Source organism: Providencia sp. PROV268 (genome assembly GCF_028477805.1).
GTDB lineage: Bacteria > Pseudomonadota > Gammaproteobacteria > Enterobacterales > Enterobacteriaceae > Providencia > Providencia stuartii.
In genome coordinates this window covers 1-20027 of sequence record NZ_JAMPLW010000024.1, presented here as the reverse complement: position 1 = coordinate 20027, position 20027 = coordinate 1, and the positions used below count along the sequence as shown (strand labels likewise).

The following is a 20027-nucleotide window of genomic DNA, read 5'->3' as shown; positions in this document are numbered from 1 at the left end:
CTCCACACTTTCTTTTTACATATTTCATGAGGTGGACATGTCGACTGATCAAACCCAAAATTTGACTGATGGTATGCATATTATTGTTGATGCACTGAAAAAAAATGGCATTGACACAATTTATGGTGTTGTGGGGATCCCTGTGACGGATATGGCTAGGCATGCACAGGCTGAAGGTATTCGTTATATTGGTTTTCGTCATGAGCAATCTGCGGGTAATGCTGCGGCAATCAGCGGCTTTTTAACCCAAAAACCCGGCATCTGTTTAACGGTGTCTGCACCGGGGTTTCTAAATGGTATGGTGGCATTAGCGAATGCGACGACCAATGGCTTTCCAATGATACAAATCAGCGGCTCCAGTGATAGAGCAATTATCGACCTACAACAAGGCGATTATGAAGAGCTGGATCAAATGAATACCGCTAAGCCCTTTGTTAAAGCATCCTACCGAGTCAATAAACCGGAAGACCTTGGTATTGCTCTGGCTCGCGCAATTCGTGCTGCTGTTTCTGGTCGCCCTGGTGGCGTCTATCTTGACTTAACAACCGAAGTATTGGCTGCGGTTATGGACAAAGATGCCGCAGACAAAACAATCTTTACGGTTGAAGACCCTGCTCCACGCCAACTACCTGCGCCTGAATCTGTTGATAAAGCACTTAAATTATTGGCATCGGCAAAGCGTCCGTTGATTATTTTAGGTAAAGGGGCAGCCTATGCCCAAGCGGATGAAAATATTCGTCAATTTATTGAAACAACAGGTATCCCTTACTTGCCTATGTCGATGGCAAAAGGGTTATTGCCAGATAATCACCCACAATCAGCCGCGTCAGCACGTTCCCATGCACTCTCTAATGCCGATGTCGTCGTATTAATGGGGGCACGCCTAAACTGGTTATTAGATCACGGAAAAGGCAAACACTGGTCGCCAGAGACGAAATTTATTCAATTAGATATTGAGCCATCTGAAATCGATAGCACTCGTCCAATAACAGCCCCTGTTGTCGGCGATATCTATTCAAGTGTTGCCGCACTACTTGAAGGGTTAAAAACCACACCAGTGAAGTCACCGAGCGATTGGATGGCTGGGATTGATGAGCATAAGAAAGCAAATAGCGAGAAGATGGCCGCTAAGCTGAATACCGATACATCACCGATGAACTATTTCAATGCATTGCGCGCAATTCGCGATGTGTTAGTCGACCATAAAGACGTTTATGTGGTGAATGAAGGGGCTAACACCCTCGATAATGCACGAAATATCATCGATATGTATGAACCTCGCAAACGTCTCGACTGTGGTACTTGGGGCGTGATGGGAGTTGGTATGGGTTATGCTATTGGTGCAGCGGTCACTAGCGGTAAGCCTGTCGTGGCTATTGAGGGAGATAGTGCGTTTGGTTTTAGTGGTATGGAAATTGAAACTATCTGCCGTTATCAACTGCCAGTCACCATTTTAATCTTTAACAATGGGGGGATTTACCGTGGCGATGGCGTCAATTTACATGGCGATAAGGACCCGTGTCCAACGGTATTAATGGCAGGCGCGCGTTATGACAAGATGATCGAGGCTTTTGGCGGCATCGGTTATAACGCAACGACACCAGATGAAATTCAACAGGCGCTAAAAGCAGGTCTTGAGTCTGGTAAACCGACATTGATTAATGTGGTTATTGATCCAGCAGTAGGAACAGAAAGTGGCCATATTGGTAACTTAAATCCGAAATCTGTTGTGAAAAACTAGCGTTATTTCAATGAAATAAATATTTAAATGGTTTCTGTGCCACTTATTCTTTTAAGTGGCATAGGAACGCTTTTGCCCAAAATAGGTGAAAATCATATGGCTGATTTTATGTTTAAGATATTTATGAGCGATTTATTGCCCATAATTATCATTATGGTTCTGGGATACGCTAGCGGTAAACGCAACGTATTTACCAATGACCAAGCAAAAGCATTTAATAAACTGGTTTTAAACTATGCTTTGCCTGCCGCGTTATTTGTCTCCATTGTACGTGCAAACCGTGAAATGATTTTTGCAGATACTAAGCTAACAATTATTTCGTTTGTCGTGCTATTGGTCTGTTTTTTCTTTTCTTTCTTTAGTTGTAAGTACATTTTTAAACATAGTCGTGGTGAAGCCGCGGTGTGTGCATTGATTGCTGGCTCTCCTACCATTGGCTTCCTTGGTTTTGCGGTTTTGGATCCTATCTATGGGCAAACCGTATCAACCGGTTTAGTTGTGGCGATTATTTCGATTATCGTGAATGCGATTACTATCCCAATTGGCTTATTCTTACTTAACCCTTCCAATGCTGATGGTAAAAAAGGCGGCGGCGGTATGGATGCTCTTATTTCGGCATTCAAAGAGCCTGTTGTCTGGTCACCAGTATTGGCGACAGTTTTGGTATTAATCGGTATTAAAATTCCTGATGTTTGGGACCCGACCTTTGACCTTATTGCCAAAGCTAACTCCGGTGTCGCGGTATTTGCAGCCGGCCTGACACTAGCCGCGAATAAATTCGAATTTGATGGTGAAATTATCTACAACACCTTACTCAAATTAATATTGATGCCGGGCTTATTATTACTAGTTGGTATGACATTTAATATGAGCTCAGAGCAACTACAGATGATGGTATTAGCCGGCGCATTACCGCCTGCCTTCTCTGGAATTATTATCGCGAGCCGTTTTAACCTGTATACCCGTACGGGAACAGCATCCCTCGCAGTAAGTGTACTTGGTTTTATCATCGCTGCACCGTTGTGGATCTACGTTGCGCGTTTGGTTGCATAATAAATAGATGAATGTGAGGCATCAAATAGATGCCTCGTATCCATCATACAATAAGGAGTGATTATGGCTTTTCCACTTCCACTTGAAGGCATTCGTGTTCTTGATTTTACAGGGGTACAGTCTGGCCCATCATGTACTCAGATGTTGGCTTGGTTCGGGGCAGATGTAATAAAAATTGAGCGACCGGGTATTGGGGATGTCACTCGTAACCAGCTTAGAGATATTCCTGATGTTGATGCATTGTATTTTACCATGCTCAATAGTAATAAGCGTTCGCTAGAGCTGAACACGAAAACCCCTGAAGGCAAAGAGGTGATGGAAAAGCTGATCCGCCAAGCGGATATTTTGGTTGAAAATTTCCATCCGGGAGCGATTGACCATATGGGGTTTACCTGGGAAGTCATTCAACAGCTAAACCCACGCCTGATTTTTGGCTCCATCAAAGGGTTCAATGAAAACTCCCCTTATGCGAATGTGAAAGCCTACGAAAACGTTGCGCAGGCCGCGGGGGGATCCGCATCAACAACGGGTTTTCCTGATGGTCCACCGGTTGTGAGTTCAGCGGCACTAGGCGATAGCAATACTGGTATGCATCTATTAATTGGTTTATTAGCGGCATTACTGCAACGTGAGAAAACGGGGAAAGGGCAACGTGTCACTATGTCGATGCAAGATGCCGTGCTTAACCTATGCCGCGTTAAATTGCGTGACCAGCAACGCCTCGAAAAACTCGGTTTTTTAGAAGAGTATCCTCAATATCCAAATGGTTCATTTGGTGATGCAGTACCGCGTGGCGGTAATGCCAGCGGTGGAGGGCAACCGGGAACGATGTTGCGATGTAAAGGGAGTGATCATGACCCGAATGCCTATATCTATTTTATCAATCAAGATCACAACTGGGCCAATACCTGTGATGCATTAGGTAAACCTGAGTGGAAAACCGATCCTGCCTTTGCAACCACAGAAGCACGGGTCAGCCATATCCAAGATGTTTGGGATGCTATTGAAGAGATTGCTAAAGACAAAGATAAACATGAGCTAACAGATTACTTTGACCAGTTCGGCGTACCTTGCTCGGCGGTTTTGAGTATGAAAGAGATTATGTATGACCCATCTTTGCGTGACAGTGGCTCTATTGTTGAAGTAGAGCAACCATTGAGAGGCCATTATTTGACGGTGGGTTGCCCAATGAAATTTTCAGCTTTTACGCCTGAAATAAAAAGTGCACCACTTTTAGGTGAACATAATAGCGAAATTTTAAAAGAGTTAGGCTATAGCGAACAACAAATAGCTGAAATGAAAACGAAAAAAGTTATTTAAATTATCCAGCCCAATTAATTTTATTATTTAAATAAATTAATTGGGCTGCGGCTAAATAATAGAGATTAATGATATCGAAATAAGAGTGCTACGCATTAATTAAATAAACGTAATAAATCAATTAAGAAGTTTGTTACCTCATCATTATTGATGAGGCGGCTTCACTCATCCATTTTTTGAATATTCGTTATTTGTTGGTTTAGCCAATAGTTGGGCTGCTTTATATGACTTCTGACAATAACGGTGGTTATTAAATAAGGACGAATAGCATGAACCATTTAACAGTGAAGAAAAGCAGTAAAGTTGCTGCTGTTGATTTTGTTCCCGCTTGGGGCGACTTAGAGGGGAATATTCGCCGTCTCGCGGAAGCAGCGGAAAAAGTGGCGGCACAAGGCGTTGATTATGCGGTATTCCCCGAAACGGCAGTAAGTGGCTATTTATTTTCTGATTCAGCAGAATTAGCACCTTATTTAGATACTATCCCAGGAAAAACAACGGCGGCAATTTTACCCATATTGGCGCGTACAGGGATGTATATGAGTGTTGGTATTGCAGAACGTGATACCGAGACCGGATTAGCTTATAACTCAGCCGTTTTAATGGGGCCGGAAGGGATTATTGGTAAATATCGCAAAATTGGTTTGAACTCTCAAGACCAAAAAGTTTTTGCACCGGGAAATACGGGGGTGAAAACATTTGATACCGCGATTGGGCGTATAGCATTATTAATTTGCTATGATGATACTTATTGGCAATATGCGCGTTTAGCGGCATTAGAAGGTGCCCAAATTTTGGGATGGCATTCAGTATCGGACCGTATGATGCCTGATGCAACGCCCGCAGAAATGTTAGGTGATCACTCAACCATTGCACATGTTCAGCATATGAGCGCATTTAATGGGATGTGGGTTATTTGTGCTACGCGTAGTGGCATTGAAACAAATCCAATCACACAAGGTCAGCTTTACTATAATGGTGGGTCGAGTATATGGGCGCCTTCAGGCCATAAAGTGGCTCAATCTCCTGTGTTAAGTCCACTTGAATTAGAGCCGGGTTTGAATGGTATTTTCTGTGCGACTATCGACCTTAATGAGGCAGATAAACAGCGAGAAGCAATACTGGCGAAACGTCGCCCTGAATTATATTTTCCTACGCTGGCTTTTCACCGCAGCCCGACCGATATCAATGCGACAACCACTAAAACGCAAACAACATTCATTGCTGCTCAATGGGATAAATCCACCTCTGACTTGGCTTCGGCAACAGTGGGTGAAAATGAGTTGCTGGTACTACCCGAGTTTTCAGCACTGCCGTACACCAATGACCCTAATGTACTGTTGTCTCACGCGCAGAAGCAGGGGGGAACCTTTGAGCAGACGCTCAGTAAAATAGCCGCTGATGGGAAAGGCTATGTTGTTGGGAGTTACCCTGAAATTGATGTCGATAAACTCTATCACACGGTTGTATTAGCGGGTCCTACGGGCGATATTTTAGCACGATACCGTGTTACTCACTTGAATGAGCGTGATAAAGGTTGGGCGAGTGCTGGGAACGTCATGAGTGTTACCGCTACACCGATTGGGCGCATTGCGTTGGCGGCGGCACATGAGTTAGAAATGCTCGAAGTTGGCGGACTTTATAGCACGTTACGTGCCGACATTATTGCGGCCCCTGCTGGAATGCCGAGTGATTTACGTGTTGAAATCGAAAGCCATCTCTATTCGGTGGAGAATCCACCAACAGGACGAGCCGACTTTATTCCTTATGCAATAGCGACGCTAAACCAACTATGGGTTGTGTGTGGGGGGCGTCAAGAACGAGACTTCACCTCAGCGGCAATTTATGGGCCTGAGCCAGTCGTATTAACACCGACTCTGACCGCAGAGCGTGGTGCATCTGATGTTAGGCTACAAGCGCAAGTACCAGCACCGTTTACGTGGATCAATCAGGAACGCCTGATCAGTGGGCAACAGGCGATTTGGTTCACGCCGCTTGTGTCTTAAACCCTTTACCTATATTCATGTTGTTAGGTAGGTAATCGAATAGGTTACCTACCTATTTGATGATAAAGATAAAATGAACATAACAGCACCTCAAACGCTCTATAGCAAGCAAACCCTGATCAAAACACTGCATTTTCTCGGTGTTGTGGCTTCGCTATTTTTGATTGCAAGTATTTCTCTAGAGACATTTCGGCATGATCCATTTTTGGCGCATTCGATTTATTTCGATATTCAATTTTGGATTTGTATTTATTTTACGATCGATTTTTTCATTTTTTTATTTCTATCGAAAAATAGAAAAAAGTTTATCGCTAAATATTTTATTATTATTTTTCTTTCGATTCCGTATTTGACTATTTTAGATTACACATCGATTCAATTTACGGAAGAACAAATTTATTTAATTCGTTTTATTCCTTTATTTCGTGGCGGAGCCGCTTTTGTGATGCTCATGATGATGGTTGTAAAACGAAACACCACGGCACTCTTTCTCTCTTATATTATTCTACTTTTTTCAACAGTGTATTTTATCAGTTTGATCTTTTTTATTTTTGAACGAGGCAATAACGCTGAAGTTAAAAATTATGGTGATGCGATCTGGTGGGCGGCAATGACGGTAACGACATTGGGCTCGAATATCATTCCTGTGACAACCGCAGGAAAAGTCATTACCACTGTATTGGCAGCGACAGGGATGACGGTATTTCCAATATTTACCGTTTATATTACCTCAGTGATCAGTCGCTTAAGCCAAACCAAAAAAGCAGCCTCAGAAAATCCAGATGCACTGTAATCGCTAAAAATAACAATATATTGATAGGTTTAATCACAATGACAACTTCAACACCCAAAATTCCATTTATGCAATTGCCGACCATCGCGTTTTTATTGGCAATCACATCAGGTATGCTCGATGGCTATGCATTTTTTACGACCAAATCATTTGCTACCTTTCAGTCGGGTAATATCATCATGTTAGGCTATGAGTTTGCTAAGCACGGTATTACGGCGGTAATTCCTTATGTTATTGCAATTTTTTCGTTTGGCGCAGGTGCTATGTTATTGGCGTTATTACGTTATAAATACAATACCGATGAGAAAACATGGACATTTACGCTGCTATCTTTAGAAATCATACTGCTGTTACTGCTCATTGCTTATATTTACTTTTTTAAAGTGGAGGCAAGTGGTTTCCACGCGGTATGGGCGCTATCGTTTATTGCGGGTATGCAAGGTAATGCGTTCCATAAAATTAATGGCATGTTATATGGCAATATTGCTGTGACACTTAACGTACAATTAGGTTTTAGCTCATTAGCAGAATCCGTGGCATTTAAAGGGCAAGAGCGCAAAGAGGCGTTATACAAAAGTTATTGCTACTTTTTAACCTTATTTGGCTTTGCTGGTGGTGCTTTTATGATGGCAATGTTAGCTGACTATGCGAGAGAGTACGCATTATTAATTACCCTAATCCCATTATGTTTGATTTTTACCATGGGGCGACATTTCGCAAAAGAAGACAGTAGCTTACCTATTGATTCAAATTAGTCTGAGTCCGTTTAACAAATATAACGCGATATGGGTGATATTCAGGCGTAGTGAAATCACCCATTATCTTTAATATCATCATTTCCTTCCCCACATCACCTCATCTAAAGAAACGGTATAAAGATTGCTTCGCTCTGATATAAAAAGCAGGCGATACGCACGATACAAAGGGAACAAGGTGGCTACTGAGCGACTTTTGTTTTATCCTGAGCGATAGATAACAGCAATTTCCGCTGATAAGCATACAATACGATAGATAGCTCTAGGGAAATCCCCTAGAGCTATCATTTTAAAAATTTGAAAGAGAGCAATGCGATGGGTATTCGTATCGTCCCTAAAGAAGAATTAGGGCAAGAAAGACTAAAAGAAAAAGGTATTGGTTTTATCCCGCCTGTCCTATTCCCGAATTTAAAAAATCTGTATCAACGACGCGCAGAAAGATTAAAAGCACTGGGTGTGGATGAACATCCTTTTGCAGATTATCTTAATTTTGCAGCGGAAGTGGCAACAGCACAAAACAATGCGCAGCATGATAATCCTTTAGAAATGGATATGAATGCGGTATTAGAGCGCGCAACGGCGACCAATAATCCGCCTCTTGATGCGAAAACATTCCCACGTACAGCCCATTGGCATAAGTTATTAAATGCGATTATTGCTGAATTATTACCAGTGGTTCCAGAGTCAGTACGCCCTGCATTAGAGAATCTCGATAAGGCGTCTGAAAATGAGCTTGAAGAGATGGCGACCGCGCTACTTAACGAGCAATTTGAGAAGGTTCCCGCTGATAAATCCATGTTTATTTGGGCGGCACTGTCTGTGTATTGGGCACAAATGGCAGCACAAATTCCCGGAAAAGCGCGCGCTGAACATGGTGATCATCGCCACTTCTGCCCCGTTTGTAACAGCATGCCTGTGTCTAGCATTGTACAAATTGGCACAACGCAAGGCCTACGCTATTTGCACTGTAACCTGTGTGAAACAGAATGGCATATGGTACGTGTCAAATGCAGTAACTGTGAACAAACCCGTGATCTCCACTATTGGTCTCTTGATGATGAGAATGCTGCGGTAAAAGCAGAAAGTTGTGGTGACTGCGGTAGTTATCTCAAAATTCTTTATCAAGAAAAAGATGCGAAAGTCGAAGCCGTTGCTGATGATCTGGCGTCTATCATCCTAGATGCTCGGATGGAAGAAGAGGGCTTTGCCCGTAGTAGCCTTAACCCATTTTTATTTCCCGGTGAAAAATAGTCACTAAAAGAGAGTAATCACGATGGCAGACTCCACCGCCGAACTATACCGCCAGCTTCCTGCTGTTGATAAACTCCTCCAACTTGACGAGGTGCAAACCCTCGTCATCGAGTCAGGACACCACTGGGTAACCGAGCAGTTGCGAGAGATGCAACAGCAAGCTCGCGAGTATATCCGACAACATAGTCAGTTGCCCGCTTGGCATCCTGATTGGGTTGCTGAGTTGGTTAGGCGCCATGGTGCTTTACAAGAAAGCGCATTAAAACCCGTATTTAACCTGACGGGAACGGTGCTGCACACCAACCTTGGTCGCGCGGTGATGGCCTCTTCAGCGATTGCTGCCGTTAATAAGGTGATGAGCTCACCTGTGACTTTGGAATACTCTCTTGATGGCGCGACGCGAGGGCATCGTGATCGCGCTTTGGCTGAATTGCTATGCCAACTCACGGGCGCCGAAGATGCTTGCATTGTGAATAATAATGCTGCTGCCGTATTATTGCTTTTGGCGACGGTGGCTCAAGGCAAGCAAGTTATTGTTTCACGTGGCGAATTAGTTGAAATAGGCGGTGCTTTCCGAGTACCGGACGTGATGGCACAAGCAGGTTGCCAATTAGTCGAAGTAGGAACAACCAACCGGACTCACCTGCGTGATTATGCGGGCGCTATTAATGAGCAAACCGCGTTATTGATGAAGGTGCACACCAGCAACTACAGTATTGAGGGGTTTACCGCAGAAGTTGAAGGCGCTGAATTGGCGGAATTAGGTCAACAGCATCAGTTGCCGACCGCAATTGATTTAGGCAGCGGATCAATGATCGATATGACCGCCTATGGACTACCTGCCGAGCCAATGCCGCAAACGTACCTTGCTCAAGGGATTGACCTTGTTTCTATTTCTGGGGATAAGCTACTGGGAGGGCCGCAAGCAGGGATTATTCTCGGGAAGAAAAAGTGGATTGAAGCCATTCAAAAGCACCCGCTTAAGCGTGCCTTACGTGCTGATAAAATGACGTTAGCCGCATTAGAGGCCACATTAAAACTCTATTTAACGCCCGAAAAACTGGTCACGGAGCTTCCAACACTACGCTGGTTAACACGTAGTGCCGATGAAATCAAAGCGCGAGCTGAACGTTTGATCGTTCCATTACAAGCCTTCTATGGCGATAAATTTGTCGTAGAAATGGAGCCTTGTTTATCCCAAATTGGTAGCGGCTCATTACCGATTGATAGGCTACCGAGTTATGCTGTGACGTTTACGCCATTTGATGGGCGGGGCAATACGTTGGCCTTACTGACGGCACGTTGGCGTCACACCGACCAACCAGTAATTGGTCGATTAAAAGATGGCAAATTATGGCTAGATCTCCGTTGCTTAGATGATGAACATGGATTATTGCAGGTATTGTTGTCATGATTTTTGCTACTGCTGGCCATGTTGACCATGGTAAAACATCGCTAATTCAATCAGTCACTGGGGTGAATACGGCGCATTTACCCGAAGAAAAAAAACGGGGTATGACCATCGACCTCGGCTATGCTTATTGGCCTCAACAAGATGGTAGTTCAATCGGTTTTATCGATGTTCCCGGACATGAAAAATTTTTAGGGAATATGTTAGCGGGGGTCGGCGGGATCAATCATGCCTTGCTGGTGGTTGCTTGTGATGATGGGGTCATGGCGCAAACGCGAGAGCACTTAGCGATTTTACGTTTAGCTGGTTGCCAAAATATAACAGCTATTTTGACGAAAGCAGATAAAGTTGATGCAGAGCGAATTGCACACATTTCTTTGCAAGTGAAAAATGAGCTACAGCACCAAGATTGGCCTGATGCTGCGATATTTGTGACCTCGGCCAACGATGGACGCGGAATTGCGGAATTACAGGCTTACTTACAACAATTACACCAGCAAAGAGCCGATCACCAAAATCGTCAACAACGTTTTCGTTTAGCGATTGACCGTGTATTCCATGTCAAAGGGGCCGGTATTGTTGTCACAGGCACGGCCTTAGCAGGGCAAGTGCAGCTTGGTGATACTTTATGGTTAACGGGCGCTGACACCACTGTTCGTATTCGGGGGATCCACCGCCAAAATCAGCCAGCAGAGCTAGCTCAAGCGGGTGACCGGGTTGCACTCAATTTAGCAGGAGATATTGATAAAGCGGCTATTACACGTGGTGATTGGCTGCTATCAGAGAAGCCTTTCGCTGCGGCAACAAGAGTGATTGTTGAATTAGAGTGTGATTCGGTGATTAAACATTGGCAGCCGGTCCATTTATACCATGGTGCGAGCCATATTACAGGTCGAGTCTCATTATTAACCGAACTTGGCTCGACGCCCTTACTCGCGGAACTCATTCTCGATACACCGTTGTGGCTTGTGGATAACGACCGCCTCATCATTCGTGATATTAGTGCGCGAGAAACACTGGCGTCAGCAAGAGTGATCCGGCTTACCTCTCCACGTCGAGGTAAGAGATTACCTGAATTCATTGAATGGTTAACTCGCCTCTGTATGACAAATGATGAACTTACCCATCTGAAATTACAGTTACCTAATGGTGAGTTAGATTTAAAGCGTTATAGTTGGGCTCGTCAATTAACCCCGCCCGCCCTTGAACAGCTATTATCACAGGTTGAACTCGTTCGCGTAGGGGATTTGGCTCTTTCTGCTTTTAAAGCCCAAGTGGCGAAAGAACGGCTCGTTCAAACATTAGAAGATTTCCATGAAGTGCACAGTGACCAAATTGGGGTTGGGAAAGCACGCTTAAAACGCATGGCATTACCGACAGTAAGTGAATCATTAGTTTTTAAATTAATTAATGAGTTGATTGCTGATGAGCGTATTAAACAGACCCGTGGTTGGCTACACATGCCACAACATGGGTTAGTCTTTGATACGGAACAACAACAAATTTGGCAACAAATAGCGCCTTTATTCCCTCGAGCCGAGGCATGGTGGGTCCGTGATCTGGCTAAAGAAATCAATCATGATGAAGACGCTGTCCGACGTGCGATGAAAAAAGCGGCACAAATGGGGCTAGTGACGGCGATTATCCGTGACCGCTACTACAGTAGTGATCAAATAAAGCAATTTGCCGAGCTTATTTTGCGTTACTGTACGCATAAAGGAGAAATAGGCGCCGCTGATTTTCGCAATGAATTAGGGATTGGTCGGAAATTGGCGATTCAAATTCTTGAGTTTTTCGATAGAAGTGGCTTCACTAGACGCAAAGGCGATGGGCACTTTTTACGAGATAAAGGCATTTTTGTTGAATAGATTTATCGTCTAAATTAGTTAAAATAGCCAGTCTGTGGCGGCCTTTATCTGTTGGAGGTCGTCGATACTTACATATTTTGTGGTAAACCCGATGAAGAAAAGAGTATTTTCCGCCGTTTATCTAACACTGATATTCATTGCTTCCCTTTTCCTAGTCTTCGAGAAAACGAGTGTGATTTACCCCGGATTGATCTCGGTAAGTGTTTATGCCGTTATCTTTGGGGGGCTCTATCTTGTCTCAGCTAGATGGTTATTTTCTGCCGTTGTTACCAGTACGCTGTTTATTATTATTAAATTCCTTAACCAACTCAAAGTTCACTATTATAAAGAGCAATTATTTTATTCCGATATTAATATCATGATGGATACGTCAAATATGGGAACCTTGGGGCATTATTGGTTAGCTGGCGTTGCATTGATCGGATTATTGATTTTGTTAATCATTAATGCAGTGCTTAGTTGGCGTCTATTACGCCCAACGAAAACATTTTCTTGGCGATTAATCGGCATATTACTTGGCGTTGGTGGCTATTTTGGCGCGAGCTTTGCGGCCTCCCATTATTACAACCAATGGACGGAGACCTTACCGAAAGGTAGAGGAACCGTTACCAACTTGGTTATGTCGGCGAAAAATTCAAATTACCATTCCCCCCAAATTAAAGGTTCATCTGATTATTTTATACAAAAAGCGGCAACGGTATCATTACCCGCATCTGATATAACAGAAAAACCGGATATCTTATTGTTATTACAAGAGTCCACTGTTAATCCAAGCATCTATAAATTACCAGACGGCACTAAACTACCCGATTTATTTATGTTTCAACAGGATAACGAGTTGATCGCGCATAGCCATATGCGAGTGCAAACTTTCGGGGGAGGAACTTGGTTGTCTGAATTTGCCGCTTTAACAGGGCTAAACAGTGATGACTTTGGCTCGCAAAAAAGTGGTGTCTTTTACTTTATTGTCGACCATCTAAATAACAGCTTGTTTAAAGAGATGAAGGCAAATGGTTATTATACCGTCGTTCTGACGCCATTTAACCGTGGTGCTTACCATTCAGGCCATGCTTATCAAACATTAGGTGTCGATAGAATTATTCAGCCTCAAGAGTTGGGTTACCCAGGAAAATTACAAGATAACTTATGGACGATCAGCACTGAAGATATGCTGAAATATGTCAAAGAAATCTTAGCAAAAGAGACTGATAAACCAGTATTTATTTTCTCGTTAACCATGTATGAGCATGGCCCTTATAAAGAGAGCCATCATGATGATTATGGCTTAAAAGGGAAGGTAAAAAATGCAGACTCCGTTGGTGAATTTAGCCATTATATGGAAAAAATCGTCGCGTCTGATAACGCGATACGCGATTTTGTAGAATTTATGGCGAAGCGCGAACGTCCATTAATGTTTTTATATTTTGGTGACCACCAGCCGGGGATCAGCTTAAATCAATATCAATCTGAATTTTCTAACCCCGCCTTTATCACACAATTTACGTTACGTGATAATTTGAAATCGGGTAATCAGATTAAAACGGGTCCGTTAACCGATATTGCCTTCCTTGGAGGGATAATATTAGAGCGCGCAAATTTACATGTTTCCCCGTTCTATGAAGCGAATATTAAGATGCGTCATTTGTGTGATGGCAAGTTAGATGACTGTGAAGATAAAAAATTATTAGAGAGTTATCACCACTACATCTATCACACATTACAGGCGGCGAATAAAAACGTCGAGGAATAAGGGGTAGGAAAATAGCGGGGCTGTGCTCCGCTATTTTTTATCTCCGCTGCAATCACTGGCGAGTCGCGAGGATCACACTAGAGGCTTTCACTAAGGCGATGATATCGACCCCTTTAGTGAGCGCCATCTCTTTTAGACTTTCATTGGTGATCACGGCGGTTAGCTCAACACCTTTATCGGTGACGAGGAGAACGGTACTGTTGACGGCGCCTTCAATAATATTGCTGATTTTACCGTTGAATTGATTACGGGCTGAAAATTGCAAACCACAGTCCGGTGTGGCGAGTACCACCCAAGGGGCCTTAATAATAGCGACCGCCTCTTTGCCTACCTCTAACCCCAAGGTTTTGCAGCTTTCACAGGTAATGACGGTGGTAAGTTGTTCTCCGTTGCCTAAACTGAGCACCACTTCGTTGTTAACTGCACCTTCTTTAATTTCACTAACTGTACCGATTAATTGGTTACGAGCAGAAACCTGCATGATTTACCCCCTCTCTTTAATAGTAAAAACGACTATTAATTAGAATAAAGGTAAATGTTTAAGTAATCTAAATTATCAATCGTGTTCGTGGATAAGATCACGCCAAGCGTTATGGTGAATTAAACTCCAGTTCATAGATATCCCCACGGCAGATGATTTCACTGTACTCAATGATCACGCCACCTTGCAGGGTGCTAGTTTGTTTCACCTGTAATAATGGAGCCCCTACCGTTGTGTTTAACCAATTTGCATACTCTTCATTGCAACTGATCGCTTTCACTTTATGTTGCACATGATTGAAAGTAATACCTTGGCTCCCCCATAGGGCATAGAGAGAGTCGGTCAGTTTTTCCGGTTCAGGAAGATATTGAGCAGGAATATAGTTATTTTCAAAAGAAACAGGCTGACCATTTGCGATACGGATACGCCTTAATTGCGCGATTTGGCTACCAACAGCTAAACCTAATTTTGCGGCAATATCAGCCGTTGCTTCGGTGAGTGTGCGCAATAACCACTGTGTGGTGACTGTACCACCTGCTTTAATCACTTGAGAGGTAAAACCACTTTCATGTGATAACGAATAACCTAGATATTTTGCGACTTGAGTACCAACCCCTTGCTGCCGAACAACGGCTCCCTTTTTTTCAAGAGATTGCATTGCTTTACTGATTGTCACTCGAGAAAGATTTAACTGTTGTGCAAGATAGCGCTCTGCTGGAAGATAATCGCCTGCATCCACAATTTTGTGCTCAATCGCGGATTCAATCGCTTGTTGCAATTGGCGATACAGAGGCATTGTGGAATTCACATCTAGTTGATTCTTAATCCATTCAAGAAAGCGTACTTGCATTGTATTTTTCCATAAAACTTTCAACAAATTAAGTTTATAACAGAGTTCAGGATATGCATAATATCATCGATTGGACTTACATTGGCATTATTTTTTAACTGATTGGACTGGTATTGGACTTAATTGCTGCTAATATAATTAGTGTTGTTAAGGAAAGTACTGGGAGTAAAAATGGGCCTGAAACCCAACATTGAAGCGGCGATACTTGGATGCTTATATGGTCAGGCTACAGGGGATGCCATGGGCATGCCTTCTGAACTATGGCGCCAAGACAAAGTTCAACAATTTTTCGGCTGGATAGATCACTTTTTACCAGGGCCAGACGAAAATATTGCCGCGATTGGGTTTCGTGCTGGTGAAGTGACGGATGACACTCATCAAGCAATTGCGTTAATGGATGCGATTATCGCTTGTAATGGTCAGGTAGAGCCGAAGGTGGTTGCACAAAATATTTTAGCGTGGGCAGACCGCATTAATGCCTTTGATAAAAATATTTTTGGACCAACATCCAAGCAATCTCTATTAGCTATTCAAGCAGGCGTTCCAATTAACGATATTGTGTCAAATGGTGTCACCAATGGTGCGGCAATGCGGATAGCCCCTGTAGGGTGCATTGCTTCAACTGCTGATCGCAATCAATTTATAAAAACCGTTGAAGCGGCTTGTATCCCGACACATAAGTCGGACATTGCGATTGCAGGTGCCTGTGTCATTGCTTGGGCAATTAGCCGAGCTATCGAGCAAACTCCATGGCCTCAAATAAAACAAGAACTTCCACTACTCGCCGATGAGGTGCAACAGTTATATGCCTCAACGTTTAGTCCATCTTTAGGCCAACGAATTTTATTGGCCTTTAAGAAGGCTAGCGAGTTGCAAACATGCTCTCCTCAAACAACACTTAAAGAGCTGTACGATTTTATCGGAGCCGGTATGGACACGATAGAGTCTATTCCCTGCGCTCTGGCCATAGTTGACCTAACAAATGGTGATCCTGTCATGTGTGCGAAATATTGTGCCAACCTGGGGGGAGACACGGACACCATTGGTGCTATGGCCGGAGCGATTTCGGGAGCTTTGTCAGGTATTCAATCTTTTCCTGAAGAATGGATTGCAATGATTAACAATTCTAATAATATAGATTTTTATCCCTACGCAAAAATACTCAGCGCCTTACGTCATTAAGGAGAGTTGAATGAGTGCACTACCTGACGCTGCACAAAAAAATGAAGCATGGAAAATCGAAAATACAGGTATTGATATCGTACCTGAGCATGAGCGAACAGCCACTCCTCTTGAGTTATTTTGGATCTGGTCTGCCGCGAATATCGGGATCCTCGGTATTGTTTATGGCGGAATTATTGTTTCTTTTCGTCTCTCTTTCGTGCAATCGCTGCTCGCGGCGATTATCGGTATAGCCAGCTTCGCATTAGTTGGTTACATCAGTTTATCAGGCCAAAAAGGCCGCACCTCTACACTAACACTCTCGCGAACCATTTTCGGCAAAACAGGGAATATAGCCCCGACATTTTTCAGTTGGGTCACTTTGATGGGATGGGAAGCCATCAACATGATCACTGGGACACTGACATTAAAAGCGCTTTTTCAGGTGCTTGGATTTAGTGATTCAGTGACATTAACCGTTGTCTGTATGGTGTTATTTGGTGGTTTAGCTATCACTATTAGCCTACTCGGGCAAGCAACGGTTGTGGTTATGCAAAGCTGGATCACGCGTATCTTTGGCACCATGACCTTGATTGCCGCGCTGTATATTATTTGGCATACAGATTGGCAGGCAGTGTTATCCATGCCTTCTGGTAGCTGGCTAACGGGCTTTTTACCTGCTGTCTCAATTATTGCGGCAGGAACAGGTATTGGCTGGGGGATTGCAGGAGCAGATTACAGCCGTTATCAAAGCGAACGGTCATCAAAATCATCTATTTTTAATGCCGTCACATTTGGAGCGATGCTACCGCTATTTATTCTGTTATTTACAGGGATTTTGCTGTCGGCACGCTTGCCGGAATTAGCTTCCGCTGAAAACCCGATTGCGTTAATTGGTGCAGAGCTGCCAAGTTGGATGTCTATCCCTTATTTATTAACGGCAACTGCGGGTATTATTACTATTGCGGTACTAAGCCTCTATTCTGCGAGTCTCAACTTACTGACGATTGGCATAAAAATTCGCCAAGTTTATGCGGTCGCAATAGATGCTATTTTAGTCATGGGTGTGGCGATTTATATCCTATTTATTTCAGGCGAATTTATTAATTCATTTATTGCTTTCTTACTATTTTGTGGCGTGTTCTTAGCCTCATGGGAAGCGGTATTTATGTTGGATTATGCCGTATTGCGTAGTCGCCAAGGTTATAAGTTTGAGCAACTGTTTGGTCAGTCGAACGCAGGAATTCGTTGGATACCGCTGCTGTGCTGGCTGTTAGGTGCGCTGGCTGGCTTGTTAGTCAGTGATAATGAGTTTATTAAAGGGCCTTGGGCAACAGGGATTTTTGAAGGCTCTAGTTTATCCATTCTTCTTTCATTTGTATTAAGCTTTTTGCTTTACGGCTTATACTTGATGTTTAGTCATTCAGCGGAGAAAGATTAATCATGCGTACCGTTGCCGTGATAGGGGCTGCTGCTGGTGATTGCGTTTTAAGCGTCGCGAGAATGCCACGTAGTGGTGAAGATATCGCAGCCCACGATCACGGCTGGCAAATCGGTGGCTGTGCATTTAATGTTCTTCGTGCTTTAGCTCGTCTACAACTCCCTATAATTAATGGTATTCGTGTGGGCAATGGCCAATGGGGACAGCGAGTTCGCCAAGCGCTATCAGAGCTTGGTGTGTCACCTTTTTTCGTTAGCGAAACCCAAGATAATGGTTGGTGCTTTGCATTAACAGAGCCTAACGGCGAAAGGACGTTTATTTCTATCGCGGGTTGTGAAGAAGAGTGGAATAGGGAGGAGCTACAAACTCTCGCTTTACCGAACGACAGTATTATCTATGCGAGCGGCTACGAACTAGGCTGCTTGCAAGGGGAAGCGTTACAACAATGGTTGCTGAATGACTGCCCAACACAAACCCTCGTTTTAGATTTAGGACCAAGACTTGCAGCGCTTCCTCAGAATTTCTTACAGCAATTACCCGCCAATAGAACCCTTTTAACGGTCAACCGTGATGAGGCGCGTTTCCTCTGTGGTGAAGGTGACCTTGTAAGGTTGTCAGCGGAGTATGCGTATCGTCGTGGTATTACGCTGATTGTTCGCTTGGATAGCCAAGGTGCTTGGCTATGTCAACCGAATCAACAGCCACTGTTCGTGCCTGCATACCAAGTTGCCGTTGTGGATACGATTGGTGCTGGGGATGCACATACCGCAGGAGTATTGGCGGGATTATCCCAAGGCTGGTCATTACGCGATTGTGTTGACTTTGGTAACCAAGTTGCTGCCATCGTTGTCAGTAAGCAAGGCCCCGCGGGTGCACCGACATTAAGTGAAATTAATCAATCTGCACTATCATAAGCCATACCAGAAACTTTCGAATAGCTCACTGAGAGCATTATTTTATTTCTTTAGAAATAAAACCATTGTTACATTTACAGGTCTTAACTCTAAATGGATATTGAATGCGGCTTATATTGAGTCGTGAGAATGGTTTAATACTAAAAGATAATTAACATGAAATATTTAGTTACTGGTAGTGCAGGTTTTATCGGTTTTAGACTATGTCAGCGTTTATTAGATAGTGGTCATGAGGTTGTTGGGATCGACAACATGAATGCTTATTACGATCAGGGTCTGAAACAGTCTCGTCTACATATTCTTGAGCAATACCCTCATTTTCGTTTTATTCCACTTGATATTACCGACCGTGAAAAAGTCGTGGTGTTGTGTACCCAAGAAGATTTTGACCGTGTGATCCACCTTGCTGCTCAAGCAGGAGTTCGCTATTCATTGCAAAATCCATTTGCTTATGCAGATAGTAACCTTTCCGGTCATTTGGCTATCTTGGAAGGGTGCCGACAGGCAAACGTCAAACACCTTGTGTATGCGTCTTCTAGCTCTGTGTATGGCATGAGTGAGCAAACTCCATTTAGTACCGATATGCCGACCGACCACCCAGTCTCCTTGTATGCGGCAACTAAAAAAGCCAATGAATTGATGGCACACTCCTATTCACATATCTATCAGTTGCCAACCACCGGTCTGCGTTTCTTTACAGTTTATGGTCCGTGGGGGCGTCCGGATATGGCCTTATTCAAGTTTACTAAGGCAATTTTGGCGGGCGAGCCTATCGATGTTTATAATAACGGCAATCTCAGCCGTGATTTCACTTTTATTGATGATATCGTGGAAGGGGTTATCCGTATTTCCGATATAATCCCACAAGCAGACCCAGAAAATGGTTCTCTTTCACCTGCACAAAGTCGTGCGCCATACCGTTTATACAATATCGGTAATGGTCAGCCTGTGAAGTTAACTGACTTTATTACTGCACTTGAAAAATCACTGGGCAAAAAGGCAATCAAAAACTTTTTACCGATGCAGGCTGGGGATGTGTATACCACATGGGCCGATACCGAAGACTTATTTAAGGTCACGGGATACCGCCCACAAGTTTCGATAGAGCAAGGGGTGCAGGCGTTTGTTGACTGGTATCAGTCATACTATCACCTGTAATTTGTCGCTGATGAAGGATCCCTTGTCATACACTAAGATGGATTTGAGAGGTCAGTTTTGAAAATAGCAATTGCGGG

16 protein-coding genes are annotated in these 20027 nt (G+C 43.6%); 14 read left to right on the top strand and 2 right to left on the bottom strand.

What is annotated here, in order from left to right:
• Positions 1-37 precede the first annotated feature (37 nt).
• The 10 genes from oxc (at position 38) to PR699_RS16210 (ending at position 13945) form a co-directional block, all read left to right on the top strand.
• Positions 38-1741 (top strand): oxalyl-CoA decarboxylase, encoded by a 1704-nt coding sequence (gene oxc, locus PR699_RS16255; RefSeq protein WP_014657169.1) that lies wholly within the window; start codon positions 38-40, stop codon positions 1739-1741.
• A gap of 108 nt (positions 1742-1849) precedes the next feature.
• On the top strand, positions 1850-2794 hold the full coding sequence (yfdV, locus tag PR699_RS16250) for a transporter YfdV (protein WP_014657170.1): 945 nt from the start codon (positions 1850-1852) through the stop codon (positions 2792-2794).
• A 63-nt stretch (positions 2795-2857) separates the two neighbouring features.
• Positions 2858-4114: a formyl-CoA transferase gene (frc, locus tag PR699_RS16245; RefSeq protein ID WP_014657171.1), complete on the top strand. Its 1257-nt coding sequence runs from the start codon at positions 2858-2860 to the stop codon at positions 4112-4114.
• Between the two features lie 269 nt (positions 4115-4383).
• Positions 4384-6117 carry a nitrilase-related carbon-nitrogen hydrolase gene (locus PR699_RS16240; protein WP_014657172.1) on the top strand — a complete coding sequence of 578 codons (1734 nt, stop codon included), beginning with the start codon at positions 4384-4386 and terminating at the stop codon, positions 6115-6117.
• A 73-nt stretch (positions 6118-6190) separates the two neighbouring features.
• On the top strand, positions 6191-6910 hold the full coding sequence (locus tag PR699_RS16235) for a potassium channel family protein (protein WP_040132612.1): 720 nt from the start codon (positions 6191-6193) through the stop codon (positions 6908-6910).
• Positions 6911-6948: 38 nt separating this feature from the next.
• A complete protein-coding gene (locus tag PR699_RS16230; protein WP_014657173.1) occupies positions 6949-7665 on the top strand; it encodes a YoaK family protein in 717 nt (238 codons plus the stop codon).
• A gap of 315 nt (positions 7666-7980) precedes the next feature.
• Positions 7981-8916, top strand: coding sequence for a formate dehydrogenase accessory protein FdhE (gene fdhE, locus PR699_RS16225; protein WP_014657174.1), 936 nt, complete (start codon positions 7981-7983; stop codon positions 8914-8916).
• 22 nt (positions 8917-8938) lie between these two features.
• A complete protein-coding gene (selA, locus tag PR699_RS16220) occupies positions 8939-10330 on the top strand; it encodes an L-seryl-tRNA(Sec) selenium transferase (RefSeq protein ID WP_004924163.1) in 1392 nt (463 codons plus the stop codon).
• Complete coding sequence (gene selB / locus PR699_RS16215) at positions 10327-12195, top strand: selenocysteine-specific translation elongation factor (protein WP_150376185.1); 1869 nt, start codon at positions 10327-10329, stop codon at positions 12193-12195. Before selA ends, selB begins: the two co-directional genes overlap by 4 nt.
• A gap of 91 nt (positions 12196-12286) precedes the next feature.
• Complete coding sequence (locus PR699_RS16210; RefSeq protein WP_041705124.1) at positions 12287-13945, top strand: LTA synthase family protein; 1659 nt, start codon at positions 12287-12289, stop codon at positions 13943-13945.
• A 52-nt stretch (positions 13946-13997) separates the two neighbouring features.
• Here PR699_RS16210 and PR699_RS16205 read toward each other — a convergent pair whose 3' ends face one another.
• Together PR699_RS16205 and PR699_RS16200 are read right to left on the bottom strand one after the other, a co-directional pair.
• The gene (locus PR699_RS16205) at positions 13998-14426 is read right to left on the bottom strand and encodes a molybdopterin-binding protein (RefSeq protein WP_004924171.1); all 429 of its coding nucleotides are present in this window, start codon (positions 14424-14426) and stop codon (positions 13998-14000) included.
• A 109-nt stretch (positions 14427-14535) separates the two neighbouring features.
• A complete protein-coding gene (locus PR699_RS16200) occupies positions 14536-15276 on the bottom strand; it encodes a GntR family transcriptional regulator (protein ID WP_014657178.1) in 741 nt (246 codons plus the stop codon).
• Between the two features lie 171 nt (positions 15277-15447).
• Here PR699_RS16200 and PR699_RS16195 point away from each other — a divergent pair, with 171 nt between their 5' ends.
• The 4 genes from PR699_RS16195 to PR699_RS16180 all read left to right on the top strand — a co-directional run bounded on the left by PR699_RS16195 (position 15448) and on the right by PR699_RS16180 (position 19950).
• The gene (locus PR699_RS16195) at positions 15448-16458 is read left to right on the top strand and encodes an ADP-ribosylglycohydrolase family protein (protein WP_014657179.1); all 1011 of its coding nucleotides are present in this window, start codon (positions 15448-15450) and stop codon (positions 16456-16458) included.
• Between the two features lie 10 nt (positions 16459-16468).
• On the top strand, positions 16469-17878 hold the full coding sequence (locus tag PR699_RS16190; protein ID WP_004924182.1) for a cytosine permease: 1410 nt from the start codon (positions 16469-16471) through the stop codon (positions 17876-17878).
• 2 nt (positions 17879-17880) lie between these two features.
• Complete coding sequence (locus PR699_RS16185) at positions 17881-18792, top strand: PfkB family carbohydrate kinase (protein WP_014657180.1); 912 nt, start codon at positions 17881-17883, stop codon at positions 18790-18792.
• 156 nt (positions 18793-18948) lie between these two features.
• Positions 18949-19950 (top strand): NAD-dependent epimerase, encoded by a 1002-nt coding sequence (locus PR699_RS16180; RefSeq protein ID WP_014657181.1) that lies wholly within the window; start codon positions 18949-18951, stop codon positions 19948-19950.
• Positions 19951-20027 lie beyond the last annotated feature (77 nt).